General features: G+C 72.6%; 13 protein-coding genes. 4 read left to right on the top strand and 9 right to left on the bottom strand.

The genetic code is table 11. The annotated features are described in order from the left end of the window. The first annotated feature begins 38 nt into the window (after positions 1 to 38). On the top strand, positions 39 to 1,052 hold the full coding sequence (locus ITJ55_RS12940) for a hypothetical protein (RefSeq protein WP_194595768.1): 1,014 nt from the start codon (positions 39 to 41) through the stop codon (positions 1,050 to 1,052). A 141-nt stretch (positions 1,053 to 1,193) separates the two neighbouring features. Here the strand turns inward: ITJ55_RS12940 and ITJ55_RS12935 are convergent, their stop codons facing one another. Continuing rightward, a complete protein-coding gene (locus tag ITJ55_RS12935) occupies positions 1,194 to 2,201 on the bottom strand; it encodes a GlxA family transcriptional regulator (protein ID WP_194595767.1) in 1,008 nt (335 codons plus the stop codon). A gap of 198 nt (positions 2,202 to 2,399) precedes the next feature. Here ITJ55_RS12935 and ITJ55_RS12930 point away from each other — a divergent pair, with 198 nt between their 5' ends. Next, a complete protein-coding gene (locus ITJ55_RS12930; RefSeq protein WP_194595766.1) occupies positions 2,400 to 3,026 on the top strand; it encodes an HD domain-containing protein in 627 nt (208 codons plus the stop codon). Between the two features lie 224 nt (positions 3,027 to 3,250). Then, the gene (locus ITJ55_RS12925) at positions 3,251 to 4,291 is read left to right on the top strand and encodes a LacI family DNA-binding transcriptional regulator (RefSeq protein WP_370544162.1); all 1,041 of its coding nucleotides are present in this window, start codon (positions 3,251 to 3,253) and stop codon (positions 4,289 to 4,291) included. Positions 4,292 to 4,444: 153 nt separating this feature from the next. Here ITJ55_RS12925 and ITJ55_RS12915 read toward each other — a convergent pair whose 3' ends face one another. Continuing rightward, on the bottom strand, positions 4,445 to 10,210 hold the full coding sequence (locus ITJ55_RS12915) for a GH92 family glycosyl hydrolase (protein WP_228498519.1): 5,766 nt from the start codon (positions 10,208 to 10,210) through the stop codon (positions 4,445 to 4,447). Between the two features lie 290 nt (positions 10,211 to 10,500). Here ITJ55_RS12915 and ITJ55_RS12910 point away from each other — a divergent pair, with 290 nt between their 5' ends. Further along, on the top strand, positions 10,501 to 11,535 hold the full coding sequence (locus ITJ55_RS12910; protein ID WP_194595765.1) for an LLM class flavin-dependent oxidoreductase: 1,035 nt from the start codon (positions 10,501 to 10,503) through the stop codon (positions 11,533 to 11,535). A gap of 138 nt (positions 11,536 to 11,673) precedes the next feature. On the opposite strand, the gene ITJ55_RS12905 is transcribed toward ITJ55_RS12910, so the two are convergent. From ITJ55_RS12905 to ITJ55_RS12875, 7 genes are all read right to left on the bottom strand, one after another. Further along, positions 11,674 to 13,659 carry a cytochrome c oxidase assembly protein gene (locus tag ITJ55_RS12905; RefSeq protein ID WP_194595764.1) on the bottom strand — a complete coding sequence of 662 codons (1,986 nt, stop codon included), beginning with the start codon at positions 13,657 to 13,659 and terminating at the stop codon, positions 11,674 to 11,676. 174 nt (positions 13,660 to 13,833) lie between these two features. Continuing rightward, the gene (locus ITJ55_RS12900; RefSeq protein WP_043595940.1) at positions 13,834 to 14,121 is read right to left on the bottom strand and encodes an HU family DNA-binding protein; all 288 of its coding nucleotides are present in this window, start codon (positions 14,119 to 14,121) and stop codon (positions 13,834 to 13,836) included. 105 nt (positions 14,122 to 14,226) lie between these two features. After that, the gene (rpsN, locus tag ITJ55_RS12895; protein WP_043595941.1) at positions 14,227 to 14,532 is read right to left on the bottom strand and encodes a 30S ribosomal protein S14; all 306 of its coding nucleotides are present in this window, start codon (positions 14,530 to 14,532) and stop codon (positions 14,227 to 14,229) included. A gap of 2 nt (positions 14,533 to 14,534) precedes the next feature. Then, a complete protein-coding gene (gene rpmG, locus ITJ55_RS12890; RefSeq protein WP_043595944.1) occupies positions 14,535 to 14,702 on the bottom strand; it encodes a 50S ribosomal protein L33 in 168 nt (55 codons plus the stop codon). Further along, positions 14,702 to 14,938: a 50S ribosomal protein L28 gene (gene rpmB, locus ITJ55_RS12885; protein ID WP_043595945.1), complete on the bottom strand. Its 237-nt coding sequence runs from the start codon at positions 14,936 to 14,938 to the stop codon at positions 14,702 to 14,704. The genes rpmG and rpmB overlap by 1 nt, the downstream gene beginning before the upstream one ends. A gap of 192 nt (positions 14,939 to 15,130) precedes the next feature. Further along, entirely contained in the window at positions 15,131 to 15,721 is a 591-nt protein-coding gene (locus tag ITJ55_RS12880) for an SgcJ/EcaC family oxidoreductase (RefSeq protein ID WP_194595763.1), read from the bottom strand. Between the two features lie 81 nt (positions 15,722 to 15,802). Then, positions 15,803 to 16,216: a transcriptional repressor gene (locus tag ITJ55_RS12875; protein WP_194595762.1), complete on the bottom strand. Its 414-nt coding sequence runs from the start codon at positions 16,214 to 16,216 to the stop codon at positions 15,803 to 15,805. Positions 16,217 to 16,272 lie beyond the last annotated feature (56 nt).

Here is a 16,272-nt window from a genome sequence, read left to right as displayed (position 1 = left end):
TCGGCTCTCCGTGACCCGCGCCTCCTATTGTTGTCGTCATGTCGTCGTCTGTGGGGGAGGGGACGCGCCCGTCGCTCGGCTGGCCGTTCGTCGCCATCTGGGGCGGGGCGCTGCTCTTCGTGCTGATCGGTTTCTGGGTCACCGTGGTGGCCCTGAACGCCACCGTCTACAGCGCCGCCGGTTTCGCCCGCGGCTACGTGGCGGCCGTCGACCGGGGCGACACGTCGAGCGCGCTGACCCTCGCGGGCGTCACGCCGACCGACCAGCTGGCCGACTCGCTGCTCGAGGTGCCCTCGCTCGGCGGCATCGACGACGTGACCGAGGCGGGTGACGTCGACCTCGGTGACGACACCCACGCGATCACGCTCTCGTACTCGATGCGGGGCACGGCGGCCACCGCCGCCTCGCCGGCGCAGTCGCAGTTCGTCGTGCAGCGCGCGGGCACCCGGTTCGGGCTGTTCCACGCGTGGCGGTTCGTGCAGGCGCCGACCGCCTCGCTCGACGTGACCCCGCAGCACGACGCCCGGTTCACGGTCGACGGCCGCGAGGTCACGACCGACGCCCCCGACGTCGCGACGCGGTTCACCGTGCTCGCTCCGTCGCGGTTCGAGCTCGGGCACTCGTCGCGGTACCTCGAGGCCCCGACCGTCGAGGCCGACGTCGTCAGCGTGGGCGCGACCTCGGGGGTGTCGGTCGAGGTGCAGCCCCGCGAGGCGTTCGTCGAGGCCGTGCAAGACATGGTCGACCGTCAGCTCGACGAGCAGTGCGTCACCCAACAGGTGCTGCTGCCGGCCGGTTGCCCCTTCGGCCGCCAGGTCGACGACCGGGTCACCGACGACCCGACCTGGACCGTCCCCGAGCACCCCGTCGTCTCGATCGTGCCCGGCCCGTCGGGGCAGTGGCAGGTGCCCGGCGTGGCCGGCACCGCGCACCTCGTGGTCGGGGCCCAGTCGCTCTTCGACGGCGAGCGCTACACGATCGACGAGGACGTCCCGTTCACCGTCACCTACCTGATGCGCATCAGCACGGCCGACGAGCTCACCTTCGAGTAGGCCGACGCCCGCGGACCGTCAGGCCGGGCGGAGGCGCAGGAGGCGCGGGTCGCGTCCCCCGCGCCGGCGGACGGAGGCGCGGGTCGCGTCCCCCGCGCCGGCGGACGGAGGCGCGGGTCGGCCGGTCGAGAGGCGACCGGCTCACGCCGTGGCGGCACCCGCCCGTTCGAGGTCGCGCACGTCGTCGACGCCGCCGAACGTCGTGCGGTAGGCGCGGGGCGTCGTGCCGAGCACGCGGGCGAAGTGGTGCCGCAGGACGGCCGCCGAGCCGAAGCCGACCTCGTCGGCGATCGCGTCGATGCCGAGCCCGGTGGCCTCGAGCAGCTCTTGCGTCCGCAGGAGGCGCTGGCGGGTGAGCCACGCCCCGGGCGTCGCCCCCAGCTCGGCCTTGAACCGACGGGCGAAGGTGCGCGGCGACATGTGCGCCCTCGCGGCCAACCCCTCGATGCTCAGGTCGTCGCGGAGGTGCCCGAGCATCCAGTCCGTCAGCGGAGCGAGCGAGTCGTCGACCTCGACCGGCAGGGGGGTCTTGATGAACTGGCTCTGACCGCCGTCGCGGTGCGGCGGCACGACCATGCGGCGGGCGATGACGTTCGCCGCGGCGGCGCCGTGCTCGCGGCGGACCAGGTGCAGGCAGGCGTCGATGCCGGCCGCGGTGCCCGCGCTCGTGATGACCCGACGGTCCTCGACGAAGAGCACGTCGGGGTCGACGTCGACGGCAGGGTGCTGTCGTCGCAGCGCGTCGGCGTACAGCCAGTGGGTGGTCGCGCGTCGGCCGTCGAGCAGTCCGGCCTCGGCCAGCACGAACGCGCCGCTGCAGACGCTGAGCAACCAGGCCCCGCGGGCCTCGGCGGCGACGAGCAGCTCGCGCACGGCCGGTGAGACGAGCTCGGCCTGGTCGACCCGGTTCCAGAGGGCCGGCACGCAGAAGACGTCGGCGTCGGCCGCCGCGGCCAGGTCGAGGTCGACCGTGATCGAGAAACCCTGGTTCGTCCGCACGAGCCCCGGTCGCTCGGTCACGATGCGGTGCTCGAACGGAGGCGCGCCCTCGTCGGTCCGGTCGAGGCCGAACACCTCGCAGAGCACCCCGAACTCGAACGGCGCGACGCCGTCGGCGACGATCGTGGCGACGGTGCGGAACGGGGGCATGGGGGTCTCCTGGGGTGGGACGAGCGGCACACCGCCACGGAGTGGACACAGCGCCACGTTTTCTCGTGGCGTCGTGTCCACTTCGTGGCGGGGTGGCGGTGCGGGCGGGGGTGGCGGGCTTCGAGCGTGGCGGGATGTCGACGGGTGGTGGCCAGACTGCCACTCGTGGCCGGTGCTGTCCACCCGTAGGTTCGTGCCATGACCACTGGGCACCGACCGACCATCGCCGTCCTCGACGAGCTGCTCGCGCCTCCTTCGCCGGTCGCCTCGCGCGCCCTCGAGGCCGCCGCCGTCGTGTCGAGCCCGGCCCTGCTGGCGCACAGCCGGCGGTCGGCGGCGCTCGCCGTCGACCTCGGACGCCGCGAGGGGCTGACGTTCGACCACGAGCTGTTGTTCGTGGCGGCGGCGCTGCACGACGTGGGACTCGCAGGCCCGTTCGACAGCCACGCCGAGCCGTTCGAGCGGGCCGGGGCGGAGGTCGCGCGGGTGTTCGCGTCCGGGGCGGGGTGGTCGGCCGATCGGGCGCAGAGGCTCGTCGACGTGATCGTGCGGCACGCGTGGCCCGCGGTCTCGGCGACCTTCGACGTCGAAGGACACCTGCTCGAACGGGCGACGAGCCTCGACGTGTCGGGGGTGGGCGTCGACGACTGGCCGGCCGAGCTCGTCGCGGCCCTCGTCGACCGCGTGCCGCGCGACGGCTTCGGCGTCGAGTTCGGCGGGCTGATGTCGACCCAGGCGCATCGGAAGCCCGGGTCGGAGGCCGCACGGACCATCCGCGCTGGCATGCGCGACCGGATCGCGGCGAACCCGCTCGACCGGCTCTGACCGCGGCGGCGCTGACCGCGCCGGCGCTGGCCGCGCGCCGGGCGCGTGCCTCGGGTCGCACCACGTTCGCGTCGTCGAACCACCCTCCTGCGTGGTTCGACGACGCGACGGTGGTGCGACCTGCCCCGGGCGGCCGGCTGGCGCGGCACCCGTGCGGCACCCGCGGCACGCGCGGCACCTCCGGTGCACCGCGGCCCCCGAGGCGCCGCTGCCATACTGTGCCCGTGGCGGGCGAGGACGTGGTCGACGAGGCGCGGCCTCTGGCGACCCTGGTCGACGTGGCGGCGCGGGCGGGCGTCAGCCTCAAGACCGCCTCCCGTGCCCTGAACGGCGAGCCGCACGTCGCGGACGAGACGCGTCGCCGCGTGGTGGTCGCCGCCGAAGAGCTCGCCTTCCGCCTGAACGGGCCGGCGAGCATGCTGCGACGGGGCATCCGGTCGACGGTCGTCGGCTTCGTCACGGGCGATCTCGCCAACCCGTTCTACGCGGCGATCGCGTCGGGCCTCGAGCAGGAGCTCCGAGGCCACGGCATGCAGCTCGTGGTCGCCAGCACCGACGAGGACGGCGCGCGCGAGCGCGAGCTCGTCGACGAGCTCGTGTCGCGGCAGGTGCGGGCGCTCGTCGTGGCGTCGACCCGCGCCTCCCACGTCGACATGGCGGTGCTGCAGGAGCGCGGCGTGCGCGTCGTGTTCGTCGACCGCCCACCCGTCGGCCTGCAGGCCGACGCGGTGCTGCTCGACAGCGCGGCCGGCGCCCGCCTCGCCGTCGAGCACCTGCTCGCCCACGGCCACCGGCGCATCGGCTTCGTGGGCGACTACTCGCGGCTCTCGACGCACCTCGAACGGCTGACCGGGTACGGCGAGGCGCTCGACGCCGCGGGCGTCGTCGGCTGGCGCGAGTGGGTGCGCGAGGACCGCCACGACGCGGCGTCGGCCCGCAGCGGCATGCGCGACCTGCTCTCGTTGCCCGAGCCGCCGACCGCCGTCTTCACGAGCAACAACCGGGTGACGATCGGAGCGCTCTCGGCGCTGCGGGGCCTCGCCGCGCCTCCTGCCCTCGTCGGGTTCGACGACTTCGAGCTCGCGGACCTGCTGGGTGTCACCGTCGTGTCCCACGAGCCCTGCGAGATGGGACGCGAGGCCGCACGCCTGGCACTCGAACCCACCGGGCCCGGGCGTGAGCGGGCGGCCCGGCGGGTCGTCATCCCCACGACGCTGGTGCCGCGGGGCTCGGGCGAGGTCGGCCCGGGGGTCGGCTGGCGCTGAGCCGCCGACGCCACGACCTGCCACGCCCCACGATCCACGACCCTCGACCGGCGCCACGCACGACGACGACCCCCGGCCGCCGGGGCCGAGGGTCGTCGTCGTGAGCCGCGCGCCGCGCCGCCGCGCGCCGCGCCGCCGCGCGCCGCCCAGCCGCTACAAGGTGTCCGCCGCGAGCAACGAGCGGCGGCGACGTCGTGCCGCCTCGATGCCGAGCGCGAGGGCACCCGCGGCCAGCAGGATGCCGGCCAGCACGCCCGCGTCCAGGGGCTGCCCGACGGTGCCGCCCGTGTAGGCGAGGCTGCCGTCGTACGAGCCGGGTCGTACGGGAGCGGCGCCGGTGTCGGCCGGGGCCACGTCGACGACTCCGAACGCGACGCGCACGGCCACCTGCGACGTGCCTCCCAGGGCCTCGACCTCGTGGGCGCCCGTGGTGGCGTCGGCCGGGACGGTGAACGACCCGCGGACGATGCCGTCCGCGTCGGCGGTCACCGTGCCGAGCGCGATCGGGTCGCTGAACAGGGTCAGCGCGACCGTCTCGTTCGGCGCGAACCCGTCGCCGTCGACCGGCACCACGGTTCCGCGCGTCGCGGACTGCGCCAGCACCCGCAGCGAGGGCGCGTACGTGCCGGGCTCACCAGGCGTCCCCGGGTCACCAGGCGCGCCGGGCTCACCGGGCGTCCCCGGGTCACCGGGCGTCCCCGGGTCACCGGGCGTCCCCGGGTCGCCAGGCGTCCCCGGGTTACCCGGCGTGCCGGGCCCCGGGTCGACCGGTGCCGCCGCGACCGTCACGGTCGTCGTGCCCGCCGCGCTCGAGCGACCGTCGTCGGCCGTGACCGTGACGGTGTAGTTGCCCGGCAGTGCGTAGGCGTGTGCCCCCGAGACGACGCCGCCCGCGACCGTGCCCGTGCCGACGGCGGTGCCGTCGCCCCAGTTCACGGTCGCCGTCACGGTGCCGTCGGCCGGGACGGCGTCGACGCCGTCCGCTCCGCCGGTGACCGTGGCCAGCGCGCCCGAGACCTCGGTGCCCGCGGTGCCCGAGAGCCCCGCCGAGCTGCCGGTCACCGCGAGGTCGGCCGGAGGCGCGAGTCGCGTCCCGTCCGTCGCCAGCGCGAACACGTGGATGCGTCCGGCGGCCCGGGGGTCGCCCGTCTGCACCGGCAGCGTCAGCGACACGGCCGTCTTGCCCTCGGGCAGCGTGACCGGTGCCGTGGCGTAGACCCCGGCGACGGCGCCGTCCGAGCCGTTCGCCCCGTTCGTGCGTCCCTGCGAGGTCGCGACGACGACGTTGCCGAAGGTCGGCGTGGTGACGCCCGCCGTCCAGTCACCGAACTCGATCGGGAACGGCTGGGTGCTGCCGTCGTCGAAGGTCAGCGTGCCGACGGTCTGTTGAGCCCGCTCGTTCGCCGTGCCGATCACCGACAGCTGCGTCACGTCGTCCCCGAGGTGCAGGGGCAGCACCTGGCCGGCGCCGGTGGCGTTGTCGGGCTCGCCCGCCGGGATCGCCGGCAGGTCGAAGTCGAGCGCGGTGCCGGGCACGGCGACCACGGTCCCCTGCACGAAGCCGGCGTCGGCCAGCGACGGACGCGAGAACCCGTTCTGCAGGTAGTCGCAGTTCGCGGCCTGGCCCGGTTCGCCGAGGCAGACGCTGTCGAACGCGCCCACGAGGGTCGGGGCGGTGCGGGTGACGGCGAGGTCGACCGTGGTGCTGGCCGAGTCGGTGCCGTCGGTCGCGGTGACGATCGCCGTGTAGGTGCCCGTTGCGTCGAAGGTCGTGGCGGGTGCCGTCACGTCCCAGCCGCCGAGCGCGGTCGCGGTGAGCGTCGCCGCCTGCGGTCCGCGGCCGTCGAGCCAGTCGACCGTCGCCACGAGCCCGTCGGGCACGGTCGCCCCGGACGAGGAGGCGCTGGTCACCGTCGCCACGGAGCCCGCGAACGCGGTCCCCGCCTCGACGCTCAGCCCCGGCTTGCCGTTGAGGGTGAACTCGCCGCCGGTCGCCGTGGTGTCGGCCATCAGCTCGAGCTCGGACAGCGTCGCCGCCCGACCGTCGGTGGTGCCGGTCGTGGTGATCCGGTACCAGCTGAACGGCCGCGGGTCGGTGACGGTGAACGGTCGGGTCTGCAGCGCGGACGGGAAGGTCTGCGCGGCGCGCTCGTCGAGCGGCAGCCAGGTGGTGCCGTCGGTCGACCCCTCGAGCGTCCACCCGGTGGGTGCCGCCGAGCCGGTCGGCCCGTTCGTCAGCGTGTAGCGCGAGACCGTGACCGGCCCCGAGGCCGACCGCCAGGTGACGGCGGCGTCGGGCAGGTCGAACGTCACGGGCGTGACCGCCGAGTCGTCGACCAGGCGGTCGAGCACGGTGCCGTCGCTCGAGCTCAGCACGCCCTGGCCGGGCGTCGTGGCGTCGACCAGCGGCGTGGGCAGGTCGACCGGCTCGGGGGCGGTCGTCGCCCACGAGCTCGGGGTCGTCCCCATGGTGAACTCGAGCGTCCCGCCGGCGGCGACGGCCTCTTGCGACAGCGAGGCGGTGTCGATCGCCTCGCCGTTCAGGCGGGCCGACTGCACGTAGACGGCGTCGTTCGAGTTGCCGTCGGCGCGCACGGTGAACGTCTTGCCCGACCCCAGGTGCAGCGTCGCCTCGTCGAAGAGCGGCGAGCCGATCGTGTACGAGTCGGTGCCCATGGCGAGCGGGTAGAAGCCGAGTGCCGAGAACACGAACCACGACGACATCTCGCCGTTGTCCTCGTCGCCGGGGTAGCCCTGGCCGATGTCGCTGCCGACGAACAGGCGCTGCGTGATCTCGCGCACCACCCGCTGCGTCGTCGCCGGGTCGCCGTTGGCGGCCGAGACGTACGGGATGTGGTGCGAGACCTGGTTGCTCATGCCGAGCTGACCGATCCGCACGTCACGCGCCTCCACCATCTCGTGGATCACGCCGCCGTAGCCGCCGGGCTTGTCGGCCTCCTCGGGGGTCGCGTAGAACTCGGCGAGCTTCGCGTCGAGCCCGTCCGAGCCGCCGTAGAGCGCGGCGAGGCCGGCGACGTCGAACGGCGCGTGGAAGGCGAAGTTCCAGCCGTTCGTCTCGGTGTAGGCGCCGCCCCACGACTCGGGGTCGTAGGCGTCCGCGGCCTGCTGGAAGCTGCCGTCGGCGTTCCGGGCCTGGAAGAACCCGATCGACGGGTCGAACAGCGACCCGTACTCGTGGGCGCGGTCGAGCAGCCAGGCCGACTCCTCCCTCAGCTGCGCACGCCGCGCCTCCGGGGTGGCGGGGTCGTCGGCGAGCTTCGCCGCCATCTGCCCGAGCCCGAAGTCGTTGATGTGGCCCTCGAGCCCCCACGACACGCTCTCGCCCGTCGTGGCCGGCGTGTAGCCGACGAAGAGCGACTGGTCGAGGCCCTTGCGCCCCACGCCGCTCTCGGTCGGCTGGACCGACGCGTTCTTCAGCGCGGCGTCGTACGCCTCGAGGGCGAGACCGCCGTCGACCGCGCCCTTGACGTAGGCGTCGGCGAACGCGACGTCCGAGCTCGTGCCGGTCATCAGGTCGGCGTAGCCGGGGCTCGACCAGCGCGCGATCCAGCCCGAGTCGCGGTACATCTGCACGAAGCCGTCCATGAGGTCGCTCGCGACGTCGGGGTAGAGCATCGAGTAGGCGGGCCACACGGTGCGGTAGGTGTCCCAGAAGCCGTTGTTGACGTAGACCTTGCCGCTCTTCACCTGCGCGTTCGTGGTCGTGTCGGTCGCGGTGCCCTGCACCGGTGCCACGGGGCTGGCGTAGCGGTAGTCGGGCGACGTGGCCGTGCCGGTGTTCTCGAACTGCGAGTTCGGGTACATGTTCAGCCGGTAGAGGCTGCCGTACAGGGTCGCGAGCTGGTCGTCGCGGGCGCCCTCGACCGTGATCACGCCGAGGCGCTCGTCCCACTGGCGGGCGGCGTCGGCCTGCACCTCGTCGAAGCTGCGCCCGGTGACCTCGAGGTCGAGGTTGCGGGTCGCCTGTTCGAGCGAGATGAACGACGTCGCGAGCCGCAGCTCGACGACGCCGACGGGGCTTCCGGAGGCGCTGGTCGCCGAGGCGTCGAACGACGCGTACTGCGCGCCGTCGCGGTCGCCGGCGGGCAGGCCCACCGAGGTGGGCGTGCGGTCGAACGTGCCGCTGACGAACATGCGCGTCGCGCCCGTCGACAGGCCGGAGCCGCCCTCGACCCAGCCGCTGACCGTGCCGTCGGCCGAGACGACCAGGCCGGACGTGCCGGCCACGCGGTCGACGATGACGCTGCCCGTCCGGGCGGCGCTCGCCGGGTCGGTGCCGGCGGTCTCGGGGAACGCGAAGCGCATCACGGCGCCGTGGTCGGTCGGCGTGACGGCGGCCTCGAGGCCGCTGGTGGTCTGCACGGCGTAGAGGTCGGGCCGGGCGATCTCGTCGCCGTGGTCGAACGACAGGGCACGGGTGGTGAGCGTCGCGTCCGGCGCGCCCGCGCCTCCGGCCTGGGCGGCCGTCGTCGAGGGCAGGATCGCGAGCTGGTTGCGGTCGCCCATCCACGGGCTCGGCTCGTGCGAGACGCCGATGCCCTGCAGGGTCGGCAGGTTCGACGCGTCGTTGCCGCGGGCGTAGTCGTAGAGCCAGGTCTGGCTCGACGCGTTCGTCATGGGCGTCCAGAAGTTGAAGCCGTTCGGCACCGTCGCCGCGGGGATGTTGTTGCCCCGGCTGAAGCTGCCCGTCGAGTTCGTTCCGCGGCGCGTGTCGACGTGGTCCACCAGGCTCGACCCGTCCACCCGCGCGGGTGCCGGGTCGAGGTCGAGGTCGTCGATCCAGCCCTGGAAGCGCGTGTCGGCGGTGCCGCCGGCGTTGTCGTACGTGAACACGACGGATTCGACGGTCTTGCCCGCCAGGTCGCCGAGGGGGACGCGCACCGAGTTCCACTGGTCGGCGTAGAGGATCTTCGACGACCCCTGGGCCGCGGCCGAGACGCCCTCGCCGTGGGCGTCGACGACGCCGTCGGCGGCGCTGACGCGCGTGCCGTCCGAGAGCACCAGGTCGACGGCGGCGTAGGTCGCGGGGTACTGCAGGTCGCCGCCCAGCTCGGGGAACACCTTGTACGAGAACTCGCTCGTCTCGCCGATCGCGAGGTCGAGGCCGTCGTACAGCACGTTGCTGGCCGAGGCGGGCCCGGCGGCCGTGTGCTCGCCCGCGTAGCGGAGCGACTTCGTGCCGCTGAAGCCGGCGCCCGGCTTCATGTTCGGGCCGCTGACCGGCCCCGAGCCCACGACGGTCACCATCGGGCCGGCAGGAGGCGCGGCGTCGGTCCCGTCGTTCAGCGTCCAGTCGGCGAGTTGGGTCAGCCCCGCACCGCCGTTGGCCGTGATGTCGAGCCGGTACGCGTCGTAGGCGGCCGGTGCCGGGACGGCGAAGTCGACGGTCGTGCCGCGACCGGCGAACGCGGTGCCCGAGCGCTGGTCGACGGTCGTCCAGGTCGTGCCGCCGTCGGTCGAGCCGAGCAGGGTCACGTCGCGCGGGTCGCGCGTGGGCGCGTCGTTCGCGCTCGTCAACGACCAGGTCGCGGCGGTCTGCGGCGAGTCGAGCAGGTACGTGACGGTGGCGGTGCGCTCGAAGGCGAGCCACTTGCTGGCGGGGTTGCCGTCCGAGAGGTTGACGGCGGTCTCGCCGGGGGCGTTCTCGGCGCTCGCCGTGACGTCGGTGACGTGACCGAGCAGGCTGCCGGGCACGAATCCTGTCGACCCGGTGACGTTGACGGGCTCGCCGAACGGGGTGCTGGCCAGGGGCTGCGCGTCGGCGGCCTCGAAGCTGGTGCGCCAGTCGCTGCCGGCGGCGACCGCCCGGCGGGTGTCGCCGCCGCCGTCGCTCGCGGCGTTCGCGGGGCCCGCCCCGACGAGCGTGCCCGTGAGGGCGAGAGCCGTCGCCGTCGTCATCACCCCCGCTCGTCTCGCTCGCTCGACCCAGCGTGCGCCCCCGCGCTGCCGGATGACCTGGACACGACCTGACGCCATCGTCACTCTCCTGGGTTGATCCCGTGATCTCGGGTGCGGTCGCCCGGTCGGGGCGACGCGCGATGCACGACGAGCGACGCGTGTCGCCGATGACAGCGTTGTCATGCGAGACCTGTCTATCCGACCCGGCACCCCCCGGTCAAGGGGCCCCTCCCGCGACCGGTTCCGATCGCGTAGAATGATGCAAACGTATGAATCAGGAGAGCACCCGCATGGCACACCCCCTCGAGTTCGGCCTCGACACCTTCGGCGACATCACCGACCGCCTCGACGGCGGTCCGGTCACGCACGCCGAGGCCATCCGCAACCTGGTCGACCAGGCCGTCCTCGCCGACGAGGTCGGCCTCGACTTCATCGGCGTCGGCGAGCACCACCGCAAGGACTTCGCCGTCTCGGCTCCCGAGGTCGTGCTCGCCGCGATCGCCGCCCGCACGAAGGCCATCCGCCTGGGCTCCGCCGTCACGGTGCTCAGCTCGGACGACCCCGTGCGGGTCTTCCAGCGCTTCGCCACGGTCGACGCGATCTCGAACGGTCGTGCCGAGGTCATCTTGGGCCGCGGCTCGTTCACCGAGTCGTTCCCGCTCTTCGGCCTCGACCTGCAGGACTACGAGGTGCTCTTCGAGGAGAAGATCCAGCTCTTCGCCGAGCTGCTGAAAGAGGGCCCGACCACCTGGTCGGGCACCGTGCGCGCCGGCCTCGACGCCCAAGAGGTCTACCCCAAGACCGAGGGTGGCTCGATCCGCACCTGGGTCGGCGTCGGCGGGTCGCCGCAGTCGGTCATCCGTGCCGCGCACTACGGGTTCCCGCTCTTCCTCGCGATCATCGGCGGCCAGCCCGCCCAGTTCGCGCCCTACGCCGACCTCTACCGCCGTGCCCTCGGCGAGTTCGGCCACGACTCGCAGCCCATCGCGATGCACTCGCCCGGTTTCGTCGCCGAGACCGACGACGAAGCCAAGGAGGCGCTGTTCCCGTACCAAGAGGAGCAGACGAACCAGCTCGGTCGCGAACGCGGCTGGCCCCCCTACAGCCGCGCCCAGTACGAGGCCAGCGCCAGCTCGACCGGCGCGCTCTACGTGGGCTCGCCCGAGACCGTCGCCACGAAGATCGCGCAGAACATGCGCCTGCTCGGCGCGACGCGCTTCGACATGCGCTACAGCATGGGCCGCCTGCCGCACGAGCTCATGATGCGCAGCATCGAGCTGTACGGCACGAAGGTGGTGCCGCTGGTGCGCGAGATGCTCGCGTAGCCCGACCCGCGCCTCCTCGGCCCCGGGTCACACCCCACCCCCACCGCACCGCACCGCGTTTCGTGCACCGCACCCCGACTAGTCGCGGTGCCGTGCACGAAGCGCGGTGTGCTGCTGTGTCGCGGCCCGCGGCCCGGGTCAGCGGGTGCGCTCGCGCTGGTGCGACAGCGCCTCGAGCTGCTCGTTGTACGCCCTGAGCTCGGCGTCGTCGTCGCGGTCGGCCTGACGGTCCTTGCGGACCGCCTCGCGGCCGTCGCTGCGCTGCCACATGATCGCCACGGCGATGGCCATGATGATCGTGGGGATCTCGCCGACGCTCCACGCGATGCCGCCGGCGACGTACTGGTCCTGCATCGGCGTCGGCCCCCAGGTGCGACCCATGGCGCCGTACCAGTCCGCCAGGAACAGCCCGGTCGCGGTCATGATGCCCAGGCCGAAGAACGCGTGGAACGCCATGGTCGCGAGCAGCACGACGAGGCGTGCCGGGTAGGGCAGGCGACCCTTGACCGGGTCGATGCCGATCATCGACTGCACGAAGAGGTAGCCGGTGATCACGAAGTGCACGATCATCCAGTAGTGGCCGACGTGGGTCGTCGTCGCCCAGCTGAACAGCGGCGTGTAGTAGAACGCCCAGAGCGAGCCGGCGAACAGCACGGCCGAGACGATCGGGTTGCTGACCACGGTCGCCGCGCGCGAGTGCACGAGGATCATGATCCACTCGCGGCCGCCCCGCGTGCCGTCGGTGCGCTTCTTGATGGTGCGCAGCGCGAGCGTCACCGGCGCACCCGGCACGAGCAGCACCGGCACGAGCATGCCGAGCGCCATGTGCGCGAGCATGTGGGTGCTGAAGAGGTACTCCTCGTAGACGTTCGGGGCGCCGCAGGTGATGTAGAAGAGCACGACGAGGCCGGCCACCCACGAGACGGTGCGACCGATCGGCCACCGGTCGCCGCGTCGGTGCAGGCGCACGACGCCGGCCAGGTAGAAGAAGACGCCGAAGGCGCAGAGCAGGCCCCAGAGCAGGTCGACGTTCCACTCGGTGAGGTAGCGCAGCGGCGTCAGCTCGGGCGGGAGCGCCTCTTCGGTGAGGATGACCGCGGGCGTCGGGTCGGCCAGGTCGGTGGCGGCGACCTGCTCGACCGGCGTCGCCGTGCGGGCAAGCGCGGCCGCGACGCCCGACGCCAGGCCCATGAACGCGAGCTCGGCGGTCACGAACCACCAGAACGGCTTCGCGGTGGCCTTGGGGTGGGTCGCGAGACGGCCGACGAGCCAGCGTCGCTGCACCACGCCGAACAGGCCCAGTGCCACCAGCGCGAACGTCTTGACCAGCACGAGCACGCCGTAGCCGGTGGTCAGGGCCGCCCAGTCGCCGATGCGGATCGCGGCGCTGCCGATGCCCGAGACCGCGACGACGACGAAACAGATGATCGCGACGCTCGAGTAGCGGGCGAGCACGACGGCCAGCCGACCGGTCGACAGGTGCCCGCGCAGCAGCACGAGGGCCAGCAGGCCGCCCAGCCAGACCGAGGCGCCGACGAGGTGCAGGGCGAGGTCGGTGACGGCGGCGTCGTGACCGCTCGTGCCAGCCGCGTGGCCCTGTTCGGCGATGGGGATCAGCCCGCCGGCCGCGAGCACCGTCACGGCGACGACCAGCCAGATGTTGCGGACGACGAAGCAGAGCACCGTGACGGTCGCCGCGACGAGTGTCGTGACGAGCCAGGCGATGCCGAGCTCGGTGTTCGTCAGGAAGAACGCGAGCGTGCGCCCGAACTGGTCGTCGAAGGTGACCGGGACGTTGGCGACGCTGAGGAAGGTGAAGAACGTGGTGACCGCCGACGCGACCGCCCAGAAGCCGGCCGCGGCCGCCGCGACGTCCATGGCGCGGTCGTACTCGGACTCGCGCCGGCTGAGGGCGAAGCAGGTCAGGAAGAGCGTGCCGATGGTCAAGGCGGCCCCGACGTTGCCCAGCATCTTGGCCATGGGCAGGCCGTAGCGCACGACCTCGCCCGGGTCGACGACGAGGGGCGCGTCGGCGGCCCCGCCGAACTTCAGGGCGGCGAGGAGGGACGCGAACGCCACGAGCACGAGGAGTGCGGGGGCCGTGGTGCGGGCGAGTCTGGGCATCGTCTACCAGGGTAAGTCGGATCACCTGGTGAACAGGCGGGGGTCCGGGCCGTCGCTCGACGTCGAGTGATCGTCACGCGGGGTGGCATGAGGTGTCGGCGGGGTGGCACGAGAGAAGGGGCGCGACGACCGGTGGTCGTCACGCCCCTTCTCGGGTGCTCGTGAGAGCGAGGACTACTTGACGGCAGCCTTGAGCTTGCTGCCGGCGCTAACCTTGACGCTGTCGCTGGCGGCGATCTCGAGGGCCTCACCCGTCTGCGGGTTGCGGCCGGTGCGAGCGGCGCGGTGCGTCTTCTCGAAGGCGATCCACCCGGGGATGGTGACCTTCGTGCCGTCGGCGACCGACTTCGAGACGACGGAGAAGAACGCGTCGACGACGCCGCTGACGGCGGCCTGGCTCTGGCCGGACTCGGATGCGACAGCTGCGACGAGCTCGGTACGGTTCAGTGACTTGTCAGCCATGTAAATGTCCTCCTCGGACTTCATTCGGTGTGACGAGACACGGCGTTCACCATGCCTGTGCGGTCGAGACCAGAGAGCCGAGGGCCCTGTGGAACCGGTTGAAACCTACCAGGAAGACTTCGTGATGCCCGGCAACTCGCCACGGTGGGCCATGTCGCGGAAACGCACGCGGCTGATGCCGTAGGCCTTGAGGTGACCGCGGGGGCGGCCGTCGACCGAGTCGCGGTTGCGGAGGCGGACCGGCGACGCGTTGCGCGGCAGCTTCTGCAGGCCGAGGCGAGCGGCCTCGCGGCTCTCGTCCGAACCGTTCGGGTCGATCAGGGCCTTCTTCAGCTCGAGGCGCTTCTCGGCGTAGCGGGCCACGATCTCGGCGCGCTGGTTGTTCTTGGCGATCATGCTCTTCTTGGCCATGGTTAGCGCTCCTCGCGGAATTCGACGTGCTTGCGGATGACCGGGTCGTACTTCTTCAGCACGAGACGGTCGGGGTTGTTGCGACGGTTCTTCTTGGTCACGTACGTGAAACCGGTGCCCGCCGTCGAGCGGAGCTTGATGATGGGACGGACGTCCTGTTGACGAGCCATTAGATCTTCTCCCCACGAGCGAGCAGGTCCTTGACGACCGACTCGATGCCACGGGCGTCGATGACCTTGATGCCCTTGGCGCTGAGCTGCAGCGTCACGTTACGACGAAGCGACGGCACGTAGTACGTCTTCTTCTGGATGTTCGGGTCGAAACGACGCTTGGTGCGTCGGTGCGAGTGCGAGATGTTGTGTCCGAAACCGGGAACGGCTCCGGTCACCTGGCAGGTTGCTGCCATGGTTTTCCTCCGTAGGTACCGTGAGGGCCGGAGCCCTCACCCAAGGTCACTTGTCGGCGCGCCGATCCCCCTGCACGATCGTCGGATCGCGCGGTGTTGCCGGGAGGCGGTGCACATGGGCGCAGAGTGCGCCCAACCAAAGAGACAGCTTACGCGACACGCCCGAGCCCCCGCAACCCTCGCAACCCTCTGTCAGCTCGGCGGCGTCTCGACCCGGACGTTCGCCCCCGAGGCGAACAGGCACGAGTCGTCGGGGCGGCAGGTGGCCGAGAATGTCAGCACGCCGCTGCCTTCGGGCACGAGCAGCGCGTCGTCGACGGCGTCGGGGGAGTGCTGCAGGCTCCACTCGGCCTGGACCACCAGGGCGCCGTCGACGTCGACCACGTGGGCGAGGTCGAACACGAGCTCCGATCCGTCGAGGCGGCTGGCGAACGCGGCGGCATGCCCTCGTTCGATGCCTTCTCGCCCCGACATGCGGGTTCCGTAGATGTTGACGAACTCGGCGTCCTCGGCGAACGTCGCGGCGAGGGCCCGGGCGTCGCCGTCGTTGAACGCGTCGACGAAGTCGCCCACGAGGGCCTGGGTCGCCGCCCGCTGCTCGTCGGTGAGGCCCGAGGCCGCGAGAGCGGCCGGCGACCCCGCGGTCACCGCGCCCGGCCCGGTCGCGGTGCACCCGACGAGGGCGGTGCCTGCAAGGGTCGCGCCGAGCGCGACCGCTGCGATGCGTGACCTGCGCCGCGCCTCGGTGGCGTGACGACTGCCCGGGCCGGTTCGGTCGGGCATCGGGACGAGTGGTCGAGATGTGAGGTGTGACATGCCGCAGAACTTTACCCGTCCGGCGGGCACAGGCCGAGGAGGCGCGGGTCAGCCGGCCGCGGGGGCGTCGGCCGCCGCGCGGGCCTCGAGCGTGCACGCGGGGCAGAGCCCGAACACGTCGACGATGTGCTGCGCTGCGGTGAACCCGTGCTTCGCGGCGATGTGCTGGGCCCAGGTCTCGACCTCGTCGGCCTCGATCTCGACCGTGGTGCCGCAGTTGCGGCAGATGAGGTGATGGTGGTGCGTGCCCGGGGTGCAGGCGCGGTACAGGCTCTCGCCCTCTTGCTGCAGCGAGTCGGCCGAACCGTCGGCGGCGAGGTCGGCCAAGGCGCGGTAGACGGTGGCGAGGCCGATGCCGGTGTCGCGCAGGTGGGCGTGCAGCGCCTGGGCACTGACGAACCCCTCGCTCGTGCCGAGTGCTTCTCGCACGGCCTCGCGTTGCCACGTGTTGCGTCGGACCACCACGTCGTCCTGCCTCTCTGTCTGTCGGACCCCGGAGTGTGTGTCGGGCCCCGGTG

It is taken from the genome of Frigoribacterium sp. VKM Ac-1396, from assembly GCF_015350895.1.
Classification (GTDB): domain Bacteria; phylum Actinomycetota; class Actinomycetes; order Actinomycetales; family Microbacteriaceae; genus Frigoribacterium.
The sequence above is the reverse complement of the archived record's forward strand: the minus strand, read 5'-3'. Positions and strand labels throughout refer to the sequence as shown.